We start from the raw sequence: 16,725 nt of genomic DNA, 5'->3' as shown, positions 1-16,725 counted from the left end.
ATCCGATATCAACCTATGGGCGAAATTGAGGCAGGTCTACCACCTGCCGGTCAATCCCCCTGACCCGCCGGGTGTAGCGCGGCGCCGGGAAATGGCCACCGCGACCCTGCGGATCGTTGATCGGACTATCGCGCGGAACGGGCGTTCCGACAAGAACATTTAGGAAACTTTCACCCTCCCCGCCGGCAAAATCCCCCGCAGCTCCGCCACCAGCGCACCCAGACTATAGGGCTTGGCAAGCAGCTTGATCCGCTCCGCCGTCAGGTCCCGCCCCAGCGCCGCCTCCGCATAGCCGGAGACGAGCAGCACCGGCAGGTCCGGCCAGCGCGTCCGCAACTGCCCCGCGAGTTCCAGCCCGTCCATGCCCGGCATGACCACGTCCGAAACCAGCGCCAGGGGCGCCGGCGCGCCGCGCGCCAGCATCTCCAGCGCCTCCTCCGCGCAACCGGCGCTCATCACCTCGAAGCCGGCGCGGCGCAGCGCGCGTTCGGCCAGGCGCAGCAGCGGCACCTCATCCTCCACCAGCAGCACCGGCACATTGCCGTAGCTTGGGACCGGCCCGGCCGGGATGGCGGGCTGCGCCGTGGTGGGGGATGCCACCATGGCGGTGGGCACCGGCGGGTCGGCCGGCCCCTCATGCCGCGGCAGCCAGATGCGGAACAGCGTGCCTTCACCGCGCTTGCTGTCCACGGCGATGAAACCACCGGATTGCCGGACAATGCCATGCACCGTGGACAGGCCCAGCCCGGTGCCGCCCTGGTCGCGCCGCGTGGTGAAGAAGGGGTCGAAGATGCGGGGCAGCACCTCCTCAGGAATGCCGGCGCCGCTGTCGGACACTTCCAGCAGCGCATAGCGGCCGGGTGGCAGGGTCTCGTGGCCCAGCGGTTCCGGCCGCAGCACTACCGCATGGCCGGTGGCGATTCGCATGGCGCCGCCCTCGGGCATGGCGTCCCGCGCATTCAGGGCGAGGTTCATGATGACCTGGTCGAGCTGGGTGGGGTCGATCCGCACGCGGCGGGAGGGTTCCTCGAGATGCAGGGCCAGCTTCACCCGGCCGCCGAGCAGCCGTTTCAGCAATTCGCCCATCGAGGCCACCGCCTCATTCAGCTCCACCACCCGGGGCCGCAGCGCCTGCTGGCGGGCGAAGGCCAGAAGCTGGCGCACCAGGGCGGCGCCACGGCCGGCGCTTTCCAGCACCTGGCGCAGCTCCGGCGCCGCCATCCCATCCGGGGCGCGGGCCAGCGCGGCCTCCGCGCTGCCGGCGATGGCGGTCAGCAGGTTGTTGAAGTCATGCGCGATGCCGCCGGCCAGCGCGCCCACCGCCTGCAGCCGCGCCGCGGCCGCCTGCTGTTCCGGCGGCCGCGCCGGCGCGCGATGCATCCGCAGAAGCGAAAGCTTCTCCGGCAGCGGCAGGGGCCGGCGCTCGATTTCCAGCGGCGGCGCGCTGCCGCCGGCCAGGGTCACCGCCCGGCGCTGGCCATTGGCCAGGGCCGCCAGCACCTCCTCCCGCCCATCCGGCGCCAGGAGTTGGCTGAGCGCCAGTCCGGTACGCGGTGGCAGCATCGGGCCGCAGAGCCCGGCGAAGTCACTGTTCCAGGCCAGGATTCTGTCGTCCGAATCCAGCAGGGCCAAGCCAGTGCCTGCCGCGTCGAGCACGGCCTGCAACAGCGGGTCCGGCCCCGGATGCAGCGCACGGCGCAGCAGGGCCTGCAACTTGCGGCGCGTTTCGGTCATGCCGTTCTCCTCGGCCCTGGCGCGCGATGGCAGCGTCCGGTTGGTGCAAATACAATCAGTAGAGGCATGGTTCCGTCATTATCAACCATGAGGCGAATAAGCGCCATTCTGCCGCCACACATAGGCGATGATTTCTGCAACCGCCTGGTAGTGCTCCGGCGGGATCTCCGTCTCGAGCTCCAGCCGCCACAGGGCACGGGCCAGCGGCGGGTTGGCCACGAGGGGCACGCCGGCCTTCTGCGCCGCCTCTCGGATCCGGGACGCCATCTCGTCCACGCCCTTGGCCACCAGCTTCGGCGCCGCGCCATCGCCGCCATAGGCCAAGGCCACGGCGTAGTGGGTGGGGTTGGTGATCACCACCGCGGCGCGCGGCACCGCCGCCATCATGCGGCGACGCCCCTGGGACTGGCGCATCTGCCGGCGCCGCGCCTTCATGTGTGGGTCGCCTTCCGATTCCTTTGCTTCCTCCCGCAGTTCCTGTTTGCTCATGCGCAGCCGGCTGGCATGGCGGAAGCGCACCCACAGCACATCCAGCAGGGCGATGCCCGCGAAAGCCACCAGCGCCGCCTTCATCAGCCTCAACGCCGCCGCCCCGGAACTGGCCGGCAGTGCGCCTGACGGGGCGTGCAGCGCGGCCTGAATCTCCTGCAGATCCCCCAGCGCGTGCCACAGCGCGGCGCCCACCAGCGCCAGCTTCAGCAGGTTGCGCAGGAATTCCATGCCCGCTTCCGGCGCTACCAGCCGCTTCAGCCCGGCTATCGGATTGATCTTATTGAGGCTGGGCGTCATGGACTGGGCCGAGATCAGCCCGCCGGTCTGCACCAGCGTTGCCGCCACCGCGCCCAGCGCCGCCGCCCCCGCCACCGGCAGCACCGCCATCAGGCCAAGGGCAAACAGGGTCTTGCCGGTTTCGGCCATTTCCATCGCATGGCCGCCTTCCAGCGTGGTGCGCATCGCCCGCAGCATCGCCATGCCGCTGACCGGCAGGGCCAGGGTCGCGGCCAGGGTGGCGCAGGCCAAGGCGGACCAGCCCACCGCTTCCCGCGACAGGGCGACCTGCCCATCCTCCCGCGCCTTTTCCAGGCGCCTGGGTGTAGCGGCCTCTGTCCGGTCGCCGGACTCGCTGCCCTCGCCCTCGGCCATGGCTCAGCGCAGCCCGGGCAGATTGAGGAAGCTGTCGCGCAATGCCGCGGCGAAGGTCGCGATCATCGGCGGAGCCAGCAGGCCGAGCAGCGCCAGCCCGGCCAGGATCTGGCCTGGCACAGCGACGAAGAAGGTCTGCACCTGCGGCGCCAGCCGCGCCAGCAGGCCGAGCGCCACATTCAGCACCACCGCGCCGATCACGAAGGGCGCAGCCAGGCGCAGCGCCAGGCCGAGCGAATCCGCCCCGGCCTGGGCCAGCGCCTCCGCCCCCGGCCCGGCGGGAAAGGGATCGCCCGCCGGCAGCACGGCGTAGCTTTGCACCAGCGCCGACAGCGCGATGCCGTGCAGGCCGAGCGACAGCACCAGCACCACCGCCAGCAGCCCGAAGGCACGGCCGAGCGCGGTCGCCTGCGCCCCGAGCGCGGGGTCCACCACCAGCAGCCCACCCAACCCCACCAGCGCGGAGACGGCCTGGCCCGCCATGGCGAAGGCGGTCATCGCCAGTCGCGCCAGCCCGCCGATCCACAGCCCCACCACCACCTCTATCGCCAGAAGGCGCGTGGCTTCCGCCGGGTCGTCGGGCGCGGCCGGCAGGCCGGGGCCGATCAGGGGGAACAGCAAGGCGAGCAGCGCGAGGCCGAGCCCCAGGCGCATCGTCACCGGCACATCCTGCTCGCCCAACCCCGGCAGCAGCATCACCGCCGCCCCCAGCCGGGCGAACAGCAGCACCGCCTGGAAGGCCAGCGTCGGCAGCGACTGCACCAGCGCGAGGTCGGCCTCGTTCACGGCATGCCGCCGATCGCCACCATCTGGTCGAACAGCCGGCCGGTCCAGGCCACCATGACGGTCGTGGTGAAGGGGCCGAGCACCACCATCAGCACGCCGCCGATGATCAGCTTCGGCACAAAGGCCAAAGTCGCCTCCTGGATCTGGGTCAGCGCCTGGATCAGGGAGACGACGAGCCCGATGACCAGCACCGCCAGCAGCGGCGGCCCCATCACCTGCGTGGCAATCCAAAGCGCCTCACGCAGCGCCTGGCCCATGGCCTGTTCCGACATCGGCCCTCCTGGCCTTTCTTCCCCCCGAAGGGGTTACGCCGCCGATCTCAGATCGGCATGCGCATCACCTCCTGATAGGCGGAGACAACCCGGTCACGCAGCGACACCGCGGTCTGCAAGGCAAGTTCGGCGCGGGAGATGGCGAGCACGGCGTCGGAAACGCTGCCCTGGCCCATCAGCGCCTGGGTGGCGCTGGCATCGGCGCTGCGGCCGATCTGCACGCCATTCTCCAGCGCCCGGGACAGCGCCGCGCCGAATTGGGCGCCCGCGCCTTCCACCGCCGACGTGCCCAGCGCGGCGCCAGCGCCGGCGGAGGCATAGGCGGCGGCGGCCCGGATGGCGCCGACCGCCATCAGCGCAGCGCCTCGATGGCGCGGGTCAGCATGCCGCGCGTGGTCTCCAGCACCGTCAGGTTGGCGCTGTAGCTGCGCTGCGCCTCACGCATGTCCATCACCTCCACCAGACTGTCGACATTCGGCAGCTTGACGTAGCCATTGGCATCCGCCGCCGGATGCGCAGGGTCGAAGCGGGTCGGGAAATCGCCCGGCTGCGTGCCGATGCGGGACACGCCGACCGTCTCCGCCCCCAGCGCGCGGTCGAGGCGGTTGGCGAAGCTGACGGTGCGGCGGCGATAGGGATCGGCGCCGGCGGATTCGCCGGTGCTTTCCCGGTTGGCCAGATTCTCCGCCACCACGCGCAGGCGGGTGGATTGCGCCGTCATGCCGGCGGCCGAAATGCGCAGCGCCCGATCGAGATCCATATCCTGTTCTCCTCCAGACGCCCCGCTCAGCCCTGACGGCCGAGCGCGAGGCGAAACATGCCCATGAAGCTGCGATGCACGGCCATGGCGAGGGCATGCGCGGTGTCGGTCTCCGCCATGCGAACCGCCTCGGTATCCAGGGAAACCGCATTGCCATCCGGCACCGTCTCCGCCACCCCGCGATCCTCCGGCGCCAGGCCGTTGCCGCCGCGCGTCGGTTGCAGATGGGACGGTGCGGTGCGCGCCATGGCGGGCGGCGTGGCATTCGCCAGGTGCCGCGCGAAGGGCACCAGGTCGTGCGGCCGGTAATTCGGCGTATCGGCATTGGCGATATTCTGCGCCAGCACCGCCTGGCGACGGTCCAGCCAATTGACCCGACGCGCGGCCAGGTCCAGCGGATTGCCGGCGCGAGCGGGGGCCGAGGCGGACCGGGCGGGGGGGAACGTCTCCATCACCCCATGCTGCACCGCAGGCATGAACGAATCGTTGATATACGCAACCACAGGACGAAGACGCGCCACGCGGCGCCCGCATGACTTGCGGCTTGGGCGCGATGCGCCCGTTCAGTATGTCTTAACGCGGCTCTGGCCTAATGCCGCCATGTCACATGTTGCCACCCATGCCGAGGCTGTCCGCGCCGCCATCGAAGCCATGGGCGGGACGGTGATGATGGCCCGCGCCCTGGTCGAGGGTGGGCGCCTCATCGACCTGCAAGGCCTGGACCGTGACGCCACCGCGCTCTGCGCCGCCGTGCTGGCGCTGCGGGACGCGGAGGCGCGCAGTCTGCGCCCGGCGCTGGAGGCCCTGCTGCATCAGGTGAACGACCTGACGGCGGAGGTCGCCCGCGCCTGAGCGGGAGGAAACGCCCGCAAAAAGCGGGTGCGAAAGGACAGGATGACCGAGACCGCGAGCCTGATCACCGCAGGGCTGACCGCCGCCGCCGCCCTCGTCGCCGTGCTGGCGGCGCTGCTGCTGGCCGGCCGTGCCGCCCGCGCCGCGGGCATGGGCGCCCGCGCCGGCCGGCGCCTGGCGCTGGAGGAGACGCTGGCGCTGGATGGCCGCCGTCGCGTCATGCTGCTGCGCTGCGATGGGCGCGGCCTGCTGCTGCTGACCGGCGGCACACAGGATGTGGTGCTGGGCTGGCTGCCGGATGAAAGCGCGCCGCGATGATGCGCCGCCTTCTGCCTTTGTTGGCCTTGCTGCTGCTGATCCCCGGGGCGGCGACGGCCCAGAGCCTTAATCTCGATCTCGGCAGCGGCCAGTCCGGCACCACGGCGCGGCTGATGCAGCTGACGGCGCTGATCGGGCTGCTGTCCCTCGCCCCTTCGCTGATCGTGATGATGACGGCCTTCACCCGCATCGTCATCGTGCTGTCGTTGCTGCGCAGCGCCCTTGGCGCGCCTTCCATCCCGCCCAACCCGGTGCTGATCGGGCTGGCGCTGTTCCTGACCCTGTTCGTGATGGAGCCGGCGCTGCAACAATCCTGGCAGCAGGGCATCCAGCCCCTGGCCGCCGGCACGATCGGTGAGATCGAGGGGCTTCAGGCCGCCGCCGAGCCTTTCCGGCGATTCATGGCCGCCCAGGTGCGTGACGCCGACCTGGCGCTGTTCCTCGAACTGGCGGACCTGCCGATGACCGCGGCGACGGAGGCGCCCTGGCGTGCCCTGACCCCCGCCTTCATGGTCAGCGAGCTGCGCCGCGCCTTCGAGATCGGCTTCCTGATCTTCCTGCCCTTCCTGGTGATCGATCTGGTCGCCGCCAGCCTGCTGATGTCGCTGGGCATGATGATGCTGCCGCCCACGGTGGTGGCGCTGCCCTTCAAACTGGCCTTCTTCGTGCTGGTGGATGGCTGGCGACTGGTGGCCGGCAGCCTGGTGCAGGGATTTGGGCCGAGCTGACCACGGCCCCCCGAGCGATGCGGCCAGGGAGGATGGCCGGCTGAAACGCGCGAAACCGAATAATGATTGCAACGGTTCCGCAACGCCCCGCACCGTCCCGCGCGGGGTGCGGGGAATATGGTCATGCTGCGCGGAATCATCGCGGTGCTGCTGCTGTCGATCGCGGCGGTGCCCGCCGCGGCGCAGGCGCCCTCCCGAGCCATCCAATGCAGCGCGCCCATGCCGCGCGACGCATCCTGGCGGGTCGGCTCCGGCTTCATGGTGATGGAGGACGTGGCGCGCCACCTCAACAGCAGCGCCCCGGCATTGCCGCTGGGGCCGGTGCGGCAGACCTCCAAGGCAGTGCCGACCCTGGAGATAACGGTGGCACGGCCGGAATGGCTCACCCCAGCGGAATGGCGCAATGCCTTCTTCGAGACGGTGATCTATCCGGATGGCATCTCTCCGGTGGATCTGCAGGCGAGCCATCTGCAACGCGGCACCGTGCTACCGCCGTCGCCCACCGACAACGAGACCACCATCTCCGCCCTGTTCCCAACCATCGACAATGGTTGGCTGCCATCCTCCTGGCAGGTAGTGCTCTTCCTCTGCCTGGATCCGAGCGAGGGCGAGGTGAACCCGCTTCGCGCCAATGGGCGGGAATTGCGGGTCTATGCGCGGCAGCCATTGTTCGTCTCCACGCTGCGGCTTTCCGCCGCGGCGGGCCTGCTGACCGCGCTTGTGGCCTATCTGGCATTGGCCTTCGCGGCCACGCAGATTCATGCCCGGCAATACGCTTACAGCCGGCGGTTGCTGGGAATCGGCGCGCCAAGCGCCTTCGGCTACGCGCTGCGTCCCACCGTCATCGCCCAGGACAGCTTTGGCTATTGCAGTCTGTCGCGCTTTCAGGTGCTGCTCTTCACCCTCGTGCTCGCGGGCGTCTACGCCTACGTCATGGGGCGCACCGGGAAATTGCCGGACCTGTCAGAATCGGTCCTGACGCTGCTCGGCGTGACGCTGACGGGTTCCACTCTGGCGCGGCTCACCGAGGGCTCCGCGATGCAGACGCCGAACCGGCTCTGGCTGTTCGGCACCGGCGTGCTGGACCCGACGCCGCGACTGCCGCGCTGGACCGATCTGGTCGAATCGGATGGCGAGATCGACGTGACGCGGGTGCAGGCGCTGCTGTTCAGCCTTTTCGCCGCCGTCGCCCTGGTGGTCAGCGGTACTGGGGACCTGGAAAACTTCACCCTGCCGGAAAAGCTCGTGACGCTGATCGGCATCAGCCAGGCGGTCTATGTGGCCGGCCGCGCCTTGCCGCGCGATTCGGCGAAGCGGCTGAATGAGGAGATCGCCAGCATCCGCGCCGCCGAATCCCGCGTGCTGGCGGACCCGGCGGATGCCGTCGCGCGCAAGGAATTCGAGACGGCACGCAACGCCATCGCCTCCTCGCTCCGCGACGTGTTCAGCGAGCGCTTTTGCGAAGTGCGTCTGCGGGGCCTGCAGCCGGGTGACCGCGTGCCGCCGCCGCTGGAAGCGTAACCTCGCCTCCCGCCCTGCGGGCGACGAGAGCCCTCACCCGCGCGGCAGGTGCATCCCGATATAGGGCGGCAGGTTGAAGGCGCCGACATGGATCTCCGGCGTCCAGTAGCGCGTCGTGTCCAGCACCCCGGCCACATCGGCGCGGCGGCGGATTTCCGCGACATCGACCTTGCGGCAGCCCGCATCCTTCGCCGCCCAGCCCAGCGTCATGAAGCCGCCCACATAGGTCGGCACCGCGGCGACATAGGCGAAGACGTCCGGGAATGACTTCGCCCGGCGCAGCGAGGTTTCGCGCAGCTCCTCCGCCTGCATGAAGGGCACGCCACACTGGTTCACCACAAGGCCGCGCTCCGTCAGGATACGGGCGCAATTTGCGTAGAACTCATCGGTGAACAGCACCTCACCCACCCCGATCGGATCGGTGCTGTCGACGATGATGACGTCGTAGCTGCCGGCCTCGGCCTGGCGCACATGGTCGATGCCGTCACCCACGATCACCGTGGCGCGTGGGTCGGTCCAGGCGTCGCCGCCGATCGCCGGTAGGTGTTCCTTGGCCAGGCGGATCACCTCGCCATCGATCTCCACCATCACCGCCTTGTCGACGGTGCGGTGCTGAAGGACGCGCCGCAGCACGCCGCCGTCACCCGCGCCGATGATCAGCACGCGCTTCGCATCGCCATGCGCCAGCAGCGGCACATGGGCCAGCATCTCCTGGTAGACGAATTCATCCGCCTCGGTGATCTGCACCACGCCGTCGAGGAACATCACCCGGCCATGCAGATGGCTTTCGATGATGCGGATGTCCTGGAAATCGGACTTCACATGCGCCAGTTCCCGCTTCACCAGGAAGCGCTGGCCCCATTCGGCGTAGAGCGTCTCGTTCAGCCAGATTTCGTTCGTCATCATCAACCCCATGCGCGCAAAAAAGGGCGGACCCTGCGGCCCGCCCCTATCCCACCGGCCTGTCGGCCGGGTTCAGCCGATCAGGCCGCGCTTATGCTCTGCAAGCTGCACGCGCTCCGCCAGAAAGCCCTTCTTCAGCGCCGGCAGCGCCTTGTAGGGATCGCATTCGCCGCAGACGAAGATGTCGAGCGCGGCATAGTCGCGCTCCGGCCAGGTGTGGATCGACACATGGCTCTCCGCCAGCACCAGCACGCCGGACACGCCACCATTCGGGGAGAAGTGGTGGAAATGGCCGTGCAGAATGGTGGCACCGGTCGCCAACGCACCCTCGCGCAGCACCGCGTCGATATGGTCGGGGTCGTCGAGATTCGTCGCCCCCCACAGGTCGATGATCAGATGCGTTCCCGCATACCGCACGCCGTTACGATGGACAAAATAGTCCTTCGTCTCCGCCGAGCGGTTCTCATCATTCTGGGCGTCGCTCGGGAGATCCGAGACCATCCCCAGTTGGACGAGAGCTTCCATGTTCAGGGCTCCTTCCAGCCAGCAGATGACCGGGATGATCGCTCGCCGCGGGAGTGCGGCTGGTCAAAGCAGATCGGGTCAAGGCGGCGGCATATGGGGCAAACGAGGGGGGGGTGCAAGCGAATTCGGGACCGGAGGCCGCAAAAAAAGCGGGTCCCCCCCCGGGGGGGACCGGCGTGTTCGCCGGTCTCCCCCGGGGGGTGGCCGGCAATTCATCGCGTCGATGGGGTCTCCGCCCGCAACCCGTCCAGTCGCGCGGGCAGCCCGCGCGCAACATCAAGCTCTTCCCGCAGCCGCGGCAGGTCCGAGAGGCTGGCCACACGGCCCGAGGTCAACAAATCGAAGGTGCCCGACATCGGCCCCTCCCCCATCCGCGCCTGTTCCTCCGCGCGCAGCTCCACCAGCGCCGCATCGTCGCCGGCCAATGTCAGCAGCGCGGCGATCCGGGCCAGGATGGGCTTCTGCGAATCCGTCAGCGGTGCGGGCGGCGGCGGCGCCACGGTGGCGAGATGCTGCCGCAGCGCCGCCGCCGCGCCCGACCAGTCCTGCCGTTCCTCCAGCAGCACGGCCAATTCGGCGGCGGCGGAGGGCCCCACCGCGCGGAAGCGTGCTGCCGCATCCGCATATTGGCCGGTGCGGGCGAAGGCGCGGGCTTCCAGAAGCAGGCGCGATCGGGCCAGCTCATCCGACAGCGCGGGGGCGGAACTGTCCTCCAGCGCCTTCAGCGCGCCGCGGCCGTCGCCAGCGCCGAGCGCCAGCCCGGCGAGCCGGGCGCCGAGCCGCCCCTTGGATTCGGCATCCGCCGCGCGCGTCAGGGCACGGCGCAGCACATGGCTGGCGCGGTCCAGCAGATCCAGCGCCGCCAGCCGGTCGGCCAGCGCGCCAAGCGCCTGTTCCGTCGCCTCGCCCGGCGGCAGCATTTCGGCATGGGCGTCATAAAGCACCACGGCCGAGAGCGGTGCCTCCCGCTCCAACGCGCCCAGCAAAGCGGTGATCTGGCCCTCACGCAGCCCGGCGGCGAGGTTCGGGAACATCGCCGCCGTTTCCCGCAGCAGGTCGAAGGCGCCGCGCGCATCGCCGGCCTGCAAGCGCAGCGCCGCAAGCCGGGCGCGGCTCTCGGTCTCCATGTCATCGCCGCGCCAGGCGGCCAGGGTCGGCTCCATCGCCGCCGCGGCGCCGGCGGCATCCAGCAGCCCGTTCGCCAGCCGCAGTTCCGCCGCGCGGCGCATCGCCACGGCGCGGGCGCGGCGGTCGCGGCCGGCGGCCAGGGAATCATAGGCGGCGAGCGCCGGTTCCAGCGCGCCCTCGGCCTCCAGCACCCGGGCGCGGGCGAGCGCCAGGGGCGGATCGTCCTGATCACGGGTTGCCAGCAGGCGGCGCGCCGCGGCGACCTGGCCGCCAGCCGCCAGCGCATCCGCCGCCAGCGGCGCCAGCCGAGCCTGCAGGGGTTCCGGATAGGCCAGCAGCAGCGGCAGGCCGGCGGCCACGGCGGCGCCCCCATCCTGGCCACGCCCGGCGGCCAGAAGCCCGCGCCACATCACCAGCTCATCCGTCTCCGGCAGGTTGGGCGAGTCCAGGCCGGTGGCCTCTGACAGCCGGCCGGACAGCAGCGCCGCCACGGCCTGCATCGCGCGGCCGCGCGGCGATTCGGCCACCACCGGATCCTCCCGCATCGCCAGCGTCGCCATGGCCTGGGCTTCCTGCGGCAGGCCGAGCGCCAGCAAGGCCTCCGCCACCTGCAAGCGCGGCGCGCCCCGGCCGAGCGGTCCCGTCGCGGCGACGGAGGCAGTGGCGTTGCGCAGCCTTTCCTGCAGCGCGGAAATCGATTCGGCCGGCAGGTCGAAGCTGCGGGTCAGGGCCGCCGCGGCGGAGCTCGCGGGCACCGATTCGGCGCCCAGCGCCAGCTCCGCCCCAGCCGAGGCGCCGGCCAGGAAGCGGCCGGGCAATGCCCGCAGCGTCACCGTATCCGCGCGCGGCAGCAGCGCGGCGCCGAGGCGTGTCGGCAGCAATTCGAACAGCGCGGCGCGGCGCCCGGCCGGTACGGCTTCCGCCCCATCCAGCACGGTGCCGACCAGCAAGGTGGTGCCGGTTTCCGGATCGAGGACGGAAACGCTGCCGCCGGCGCGGCTGGCGCGCAGCACCAGGCGGGCGGGTGGGCCGGGCTCGACCTCCGGCAGGATGGCGCGCAGCGCCGACTCCTCCCGCGGCTGGTCCAGCAACCAGGCATTGCCCTCGCGGCGCAGCCGGGGCGCGCGCAGGAAGGTGGCGGGCAGGCGCAGGGTCGTGGCTTCGGGGCCGGTGCTGACCTCGGCGGCGGCGAAGACCGGGTTGGCGCGCAGCGCGGCGAGGTCGAGCGGCAGCGGCGCATCCAGCACCAGCATCCAGACGCCACCGCGCTGGAACAAGGCCGCGCCGACCTCGGCCGGCGCGGCGATGGACAGGGCCGGGCCGGGCAGCAGCCGCACCGGCTGGCCGCGCGCGGCGGCCGGCGCTGCGGCGGGCGGAGCGGCGGGGGCCGGGGTGGTGGGGACCTGGGCGGTAGGGACCTGGGCGGCAGGGGCCTGGGCAAGCGTCTCCCGCTGCACCGGCGCGCGTGGCGCAGCCTGCACCACAACGGGCGCTTCGGCGGGGGGCGGGGTGGCGGCCTGGAACGGGACCGGACCCGTGGCGGCATTTCGGGAAGGCGCCGGACGGGCGGGCGGCGCGGCGCGTTCGGCGCGGGCCGGCGGGCGCGGGGTGGGGGCGGCCTCGGCGGTGGTTGGCGGCGACGGCGGGGACCGACGCGGGGTGGGGGCGCCTCCGGCCGTGCCGAATTCCGTGCCGCCCGGATCCAGCACATCGACGATGACGCGGTTGCCCAGCCGGAAATGGCGCGATCGCGCGCCGGGGGCGATGCGGATTTCAGCGCTGCCGGCCTCCGTCGTCACGCCGAGGACATTGCGCGGCGGCCGGCGCAGCCCCGCCAGGTCAAAGGCGGCGGGCGCGTCGAAACGCAGCACCAGACGGCCGGCAGTCTCCTCGACCCGGTAACCGATAGTCGCGGGCCAGTCGAAGACCACACGGCCGAAATTCGGATGGTCGCCGCTGCGCACGCCGACCGTCTCCTGCGCCGCGACGGGGCCGGCCAGAAGGCCTCCCAGCAGCAGCAGGGCGGCACCGGAAAGGGGTTTGCGCCCGAACATATGCCTGTCCTTCCGGTGCCAGCCTCAGTCAAAATCCGCCAGCAACCGGTCGATATCGGCCTGGCTGACGCCGGCACCGGGCAGCTGCGGCCCATTGGCCAGCCGGCGGCCCTCGCTTTCCGAGGGGTCCGACGCGGCAGCGGCCTCCGGCGCCGAGGTCGACATGGCGCCAGCGGCGGCCCCGAAGCGGGACATGACTTGGTCCACCCGCGCCTCGATCGCCTTCAGCGCGGTCACCACCTTGCCGATGCGCTGGCCGGTGATGTCCTGGAAGCTGCAAGCCTCGTAGATGCGGGTGACCGCATTGCCGAGCGCCTCCGCCTCCGTCCCGCCGATGCGCGTGGCGACGCCCTCCAGCGTTTCGCACACATCCAGGATCTCATTCGTCGCCTGGGCGGTGTGATCGACGATGGCGTCGAGCTCATCGGTGGCGGAGGGGATGTGGCTGAGCGTGATGTCATCGACCTTGAGCGAAGCGATCTCCTGCTTCGCCCGTGCGACCGTGCGGCCGAGCCCTTCGAGCTCGGCCAGCAGCGACGCCTCGACCACCGTCAGGTCGCCGGACATGCTGCCCAGCACGGCGCGCACCGCGGATTCGATGCGCTGCCCCTCCGCCGTGGCCTCGGCCCCCTGGGGGGGGATTCCGTCAGGCATTGGCCATGACCTTCTCGATCTTGCCGCGCAGCGTCTCGGCGTTGAAAGGCTTGACGATGTAGTTGGACACGCCCGCGGCCTTGGCGGCGACCACGTTCTCCGTCTTGCTTTCGGCGGTGATCATGATGAAGGGCGTGTTCTTCAGCCGCGCATCGGCCCGCACTTCCTTCAGCAGGTCGAGGCCCGTCATCGGCGCCATGTTCCAGTCGCTGATGACCAGACCGAAATTGCCGGCGCGCATCTTCGCCAGCGCCTCGCTCCCGTCCATCGCTTCCTCGACATTCTCGAAGTCGAGCTGCTTCAACAGGTTGCGGATGATCCGCAGCATGGTCTTGTAGTCGTCCACGATCAGGACTGACGTGTTCTTGTCCATCGGCCTTGCGCCCTCGCTGTCCAAACAATCGCCATCCTGGCGGCTTCAGTGGTCCTCACTGCGCTGAGATGCGGGCGGCACGCAGCCGTGCCAGTTCCGCTGTCAGCGCCCGCGCCCGTTCGGGGCGCATGGCCCCCATCACAGGCGCGGCCTTCGCCTCCCGCATCTGGTCCATCAAGCGGACCAGCACGGGCATCTCCAGCTCATCGAAGATCACCGCCGCGTCGCGCGGCCGCATGCCTTCGTAGAGTTTCACCAGGCCGCGCATGCCGGCCTCCTCGCGCGCCGCGCGTTCCTGCTCCAGCGCTTCCAGGCGCCGTTGCAGCGCGACCAGCTCCTCGACCCGCTGCGCCAGGCGGCGTTCGGCGGCGGCAACCATCGTCTCCCGTGCCACTGCCTGCGCTTCGCGCGCCTCGATCGCGGCGCGGCGGGCGCGCAGCTGCTCCAGCACGCCGCGCTCGGCCCGCTGTTCGGCCGTGGGCTCCTCCGGCGCCGGCGGCGCGGGCGGCGCGGCGGCCGGCGCGGGCGCCGCGGGGCGTGCCGGCGCGGGTTCGGAGGCCATGGCCATCCCCTCCCCGCCCCGCCACATCCGTTCCAGCTTGGCACCCGCCAGCAGCACCATCACCGCGAAGGCGACGCGCATCAGCCGCGGGCGCGGCAGGCGAATCGGTGCCATCAGCGGCCACCCCGCAGGGCGCGCAGCAATTCGCGCTCCGCTTCGCTGCGCGGCGACGGGCCGGAGGGCTCCGACGCCGCGGGGCGCGCGACAGGCTCGGCCGTGCGGGATTGCCGCACCAGCCCGTCCAGCCGGTCCGCCATCATTTCCGCCCGCTCGGTCAGGAAGCGCAGATCGTCGCGCAGCGGCTCGGCCACCGCGACACGTTCGGCAACCGACCGGCCGGCCTGTTCCGCCGTGGCGCGCAGGCGCGCCAGTGTCGCCTCTGCCGCCTCGCTCGCCTTCGCGATGCTGGCGGCGCCCGCCTCCAGCGCCGCACCCTCGCGCCGCAAGGCGCTGATCTGGCGTTCCAGCCGCCAGGCAAAGGGCACGGCCAGGGCCAGCAGCAGCAGAAGCGCGCCCTGCGCCATCCATTCAATCGTGCTCATGCCGCATGCCCCAGCGCCATGGCCTGTGTCGGTGCCTCGCGCCCACTGTCGATGCGCACGGCCAGCTTGTTTTCCCGCCGGCCGAGCTGCCCCTCGAACAGCGCGACGTCGCCGCAGCGCAGATGGACCGGGGAACCGGGCGGGGAGGCCAGGATGATGCGGTCGCCGACCTTCAGGCGCAGGACCTGCGACAGCAACATGGCCTGCTGGTCCAACACCACATCCAGCGCGACCTCCGTCTGGCGCAACTCCTCCGCCAGATGGGTTTCCCAGATGCTGTCGCGACCGAAGCGCTCGCCCATGAATTGCTGCAGCAGCAATTCGCGCACCGGCTCCAGCGTCGCATAGGGCAGCAGGATCTCGATCCGCCCGCCGCGATCCTCCATGTCCACCCGCAGCCGCGCCAGCACGGCGGCGTTCGACAGGCGGGAGATGGCGGCGAAGCGCGGATTGACCTCCAGCCGGTCGAAGCGGAAATCCACCGGGCAGAGCGGTTCGAAGGCATTGCGCAGGTCGCCCATCACCACGGTGATCAGGCGCTCGACCAGCGTGCGCTCGATGGTGGTATAGGGCCGGCCCTCGATGCGCATCGCCGCCGTGCCGCGCCGGCCGCCGAGCAGCACGTCCACCACCGAATAGATCAGCGAGCTATCGACCACGACCAGGCCGTAATTGTCCCACTGCTCCGCCTTGAACACCGCCAGCATCGCCGGCAGCGGGATGGAGTTGAGATAGTCCCCGAAGCGCAGCGAGGTCATCGAATCCAGCGAGATCTCGACATTGTCCGAGGTGAAGTTGCGCAAAGTCGTGGACATCAGCCGGACCAGGCGATCGAAGACGATCTCCAGCATCGGCAGGCGTTCATAGGCGATCAGCCCGGCGGAGATGATCCGCTCGATCCCGCTGGCGCCGTTGTCGCCGGCCGGGCCGTTCTCGAAGCCCAGCAGGCTGTCGATCTCGGCCTGGTTCAGCACCCGCGCGGCATCCGCCGCCGGCACCGCCTCCCCCGGCGCATCGTCGAAGGGATCGGGGGCCGCGGCCTCCGTCTCCAGCGACGCGCCCCAGGCGGCGGCGAGATCGTCTTCTTCCGAGGTGCCGCTCATTGGATCAGCATTTCCATGAACAGCACGTCGGTGATGCGGGCGGGGGCGGCGGCCAGCGTGGCGCGGGCCATCAACTCCTCCCGCAGCCGGTGGGTGCCGGCGCTGCCGCGCAGCTCCTCCGGCCGCACTTCGCGCAGATAGGTCTGGAACAGGTCGATCAGCCGCGGCATCGCCTCGGTCACCGCCGCCGCATCCTCCGCCTTGCTGATCTCCAGCTTGGCGCGCAGCCGGACGAAGACCGGGCGCCGGCCAGGGGCGTTCAGGTTGCTGATGATCTCCGGCAGTTCGACGAAGGCGGGCGGGCTGCGCGGAGGCGGGGCCGACTCAGCCGGCGCCGCAGCAGCAGCCAGTTCCGCTTCGCTGGGCCCACCCATGCCAAGCATCTTCGGCAGAATTCCGGTGAACCAGAGCCCGGCGCCAGCGCCGAGCAACAGGATCACGGGCAACAGGATCAGCAGCAGCTTCTTCTTGCCGCCCTTTGCCTTGCCCGGCGGTGCTTCCGCCCCCGCCGCCGCATCCATCTTGGCTGCCGCCGCCGCCATGCTTTTGCTCGCGCCTTTCACTGGGCGTGCCGGATCAGCGGCACCCTGTTGGCGGCAGAATGGCCCCGGGGGCATTAAGGAAGCCTTGCGGTGGCGCCCCCTGCCGGGTGGGGCGGCGGTTTTTGCCGGGCTTCGGCAGAAGCTGCACGAAACGGCCCGTCCAGGCCCCCCGCGGGGCTGGCACGCCCCTTGCCCTGTCCCTCGCAGAACCGCCCTGACGAGACC

At 70.9% G+C, this 16,725-nt stretch carries 20 protein-coding genes; 4 read left to right on the top strand and 16 right to left on the bottom strand.

Translation table 11 applies throughout. From position 1 onward, the window contains the following. Positions 1-159 precede the first annotated feature (159 nt). The 7 genes from ACVFYP_RS05725 to ACVFYP_RS05695 all read right to left on the bottom strand — a co-directional run bounded on the left by ACVFYP_RS05725 (position 160) and on the right by ACVFYP_RS05695 (position 5,147). On the bottom strand, positions 160-1,734 hold the full coding sequence (locus tag ACVFYP_RS05725; protein ID WP_499199155.1) for a PAS domain-containing hybrid sensor histidine kinase/response regulator family protein: 1,575 nt from the start codon (positions 1,732-1,734) through the stop codon (positions 160-162). A gap of 81 nt (positions 1,735-1,815) precedes the next feature. After that, the gene (locus ACVFYP_RS05720; protein WP_499199154.1) at positions 1,816-2,877 is read right to left on the bottom strand and encodes an EscU/YscU/HrcU family type III secretion system export apparatus switch protein; all 1,062 of its coding nucleotides are present in this window, start codon (positions 2,875-2,877) and stop codon (positions 1,816-1,818) included. Between the two features lie 3 nt (positions 2,878-2,880). Continuing rightward, entirely contained in the window at positions 2,881-3,663 is a 783-nt protein-coding gene (locus tag ACVFYP_RS05715; RefSeq protein WP_499199153.1) for a flagellar biosynthetic protein FliR, read from the bottom strand. Further along, entirely contained in the window at positions 3,660-3,935 is a 276-nt protein-coding gene (locus tag ACVFYP_RS05710; protein ID WP_499199152.1) for a flagellar biosynthetic protein FliQ, read from the bottom strand. Before ACVFYP_RS05710 ends, ACVFYP_RS05715 begins: the two co-directional genes overlap by 4 nt. 47 nt (positions 3,936-3,982) lie before the next feature. Further along, the gene (gene fliE / locus ACVFYP_RS05705) at positions 3,983-4,288 is read right to left on the bottom strand and encodes a flagellar hook-basal body complex protein FliE (protein ID WP_499199151.1); all 306 of its coding nucleotides are present in this window, start codon (positions 4,286-4,288) and stop codon (positions 3,983-3,985) included. Next, positions 4,288-4,695 carry a flagellar basal body rod protein FlgC gene (gene flgC / locus ACVFYP_RS05700; RefSeq protein WP_499199150.1) on the bottom strand — a complete coding sequence of 136 codons (408 nt, stop codon included), beginning with the start codon at positions 4,693-4,695 and terminating at the stop codon, positions 4,288-4,290. Before flgC ends, fliE begins: the two co-directional genes overlap by 1 nt. 26 nt (positions 4,696-4,721) lie before the next feature. After that, positions 4,722-5,147, bottom strand: a complete 426-nt coding sequence (locus tag ACVFYP_RS05695; protein WP_499199149.1) for a flagellar basal body rod protein FlgB — start codon at positions 5,145-5,147, stop codon at positions 4,722-4,724. 148 nt (positions 5,148-5,295) lie between these two features. Between ACVFYP_RS05695 and ACVFYP_RS05690 the strand changes: the two genes are divergently transcribed. From ACVFYP_RS05690 to ACVFYP_RS05675, 4 genes are all read left to right on the top strand, one after another. Further along, the gene (locus ACVFYP_RS05690) at positions 5,296-5,547 is read left to right on the top strand and encodes a hypothetical protein (RefSeq protein WP_499199148.1); all 252 of its coding nucleotides are present in this window, start codon (positions 5,296-5,298) and stop codon (positions 5,545-5,547) included. 42 nt (positions 5,548-5,589) lie between these two features. Continuing rightward, positions 5,590-5,865, top strand: coding sequence for a hypothetical protein (locus tag ACVFYP_RS05685; RefSeq protein ID WP_499199147.1), 276 nt, complete (start codon positions 5,590-5,592; stop codon positions 5,863-5,865). Then, positions 5,865-6,593 (top strand): flagellar type III secretion system pore protein FliP, encoded by a 729-nt coding sequence (gene fliP, locus ACVFYP_RS05680; RefSeq protein WP_499199547.1) that lies wholly within the window; start codon positions 5,865-5,867, stop codon positions 6,591-6,593. Before ACVFYP_RS05685 ends, fliP begins: the two co-directional genes overlap by 1 nt. Positions 6,594-6,716: 123 nt before the next feature. Then, a complete protein-coding gene (locus tag ACVFYP_RS05675; RefSeq protein WP_499199146.1) occupies positions 6,717-8,114 on the top strand; it encodes a hypothetical protein in 1,398 nt (465 codons plus the stop codon). 33 nt (positions 8,115-8,147) lie between these two features. Here ACVFYP_RS05675 and speE read toward each other — a convergent pair whose 3' ends face one another. The 9 genes from speE to ACVFYP_RS05630 all read right to left on the bottom strand — a co-directional run bounded on the left by speE (position 8,148) and on the right by ACVFYP_RS05630 (position 16,500). Next, complete coding sequence (speE, locus tag ACVFYP_RS05670; RefSeq protein WP_499199145.1) at positions 8,148-9,017, bottom strand: polyamine aminopropyltransferase; 870 nt, start codon at positions 9,015-9,017, stop codon at positions 8,148-8,150. A 72-nt stretch (positions 9,018-9,089) separates the two neighbouring features. After that, complete coding sequence (gene speD / locus ACVFYP_RS05665; protein ID WP_168034390.1) at positions 9,090-9,542, bottom strand: adenosylmethionine decarboxylase; 453 nt, start codon at positions 9,540-9,542, stop codon at positions 9,090-9,092. Positions 9,543-9,754: 212 nt separating this feature from the next. Further along, positions 9,755-12,724 carry a hypothetical protein gene (locus tag ACVFYP_RS05660; protein ID WP_499199144.1) on the bottom strand — a complete coding sequence of 990 codons (2,970 nt, stop codon included), beginning with the start codon at positions 12,722-12,724 and terminating at the stop codon, positions 9,755-9,757. 24 nt (positions 12,725-12,748) lie between these two features. Further along, complete coding sequence (locus tag ACVFYP_RS05655) at positions 12,749-13,378, bottom strand: protein phosphatase CheZ (protein ID WP_499199143.1); 630 nt, start codon at positions 13,376-13,378, stop codon at positions 12,749-12,751. Next, positions 13,371-13,751: a response regulator gene (locus tag ACVFYP_RS05650; protein ID WP_499199142.1), complete on the bottom strand. Its 381-nt coding sequence runs from the start codon at positions 13,749-13,751 to the stop codon at positions 13,371-13,373. Before ACVFYP_RS05650 ends, ACVFYP_RS05655 begins: the two co-directional genes overlap by 8 nt. Positions 13,752-13,806: 55 nt before the next feature. Beyond that, on the bottom strand, positions 13,807-14,427 hold the full coding sequence (locus ACVFYP_RS05645; RefSeq protein WP_499199141.1) for a MotE family protein: 621 nt from the start codon (positions 14,425-14,427) through the stop codon (positions 13,807-13,809). Next, positions 14,427-14,855, bottom strand: a complete 429-nt coding sequence (locus tag ACVFYP_RS05640; RefSeq protein WP_499199140.1) for a DUF6468 domain-containing protein — start codon at positions 14,853-14,855, stop codon at positions 14,427-14,429. The genes ACVFYP_RS05645 and ACVFYP_RS05640 overlap by 1 nt, the downstream gene beginning before the upstream one ends. Beyond that, a complete protein-coding gene (gene fliM, locus ACVFYP_RS05635; protein WP_499199139.1) occupies positions 14,852-15,958 on the bottom strand; it encodes a flagellar motor switch protein FliM in 1,107 nt (368 codons plus the stop codon). The genes ACVFYP_RS05640 and fliM overlap by 4 nt, the downstream gene beginning before the upstream one ends. Continuing rightward, positions 15,955-16,500, bottom strand: coding sequence for a flagellar basal body-associated FliL family protein (locus ACVFYP_RS05630; protein WP_499199138.1), 546 nt, complete (start codon positions 16,498-16,500; stop codon positions 15,955-15,957). Before ACVFYP_RS05630 ends, fliM begins: the two co-directional genes overlap by 4 nt. Positions 16,501-16,725 lie beyond the last annotated feature (225 nt).

Source organism: Roseomonas sp. F4, assembly GCF_053891155.1.
The sequence above is the reverse complement of the archived record's forward strand: the minus strand, read 5'-3'. Positions and strand labels throughout refer to the sequence as shown.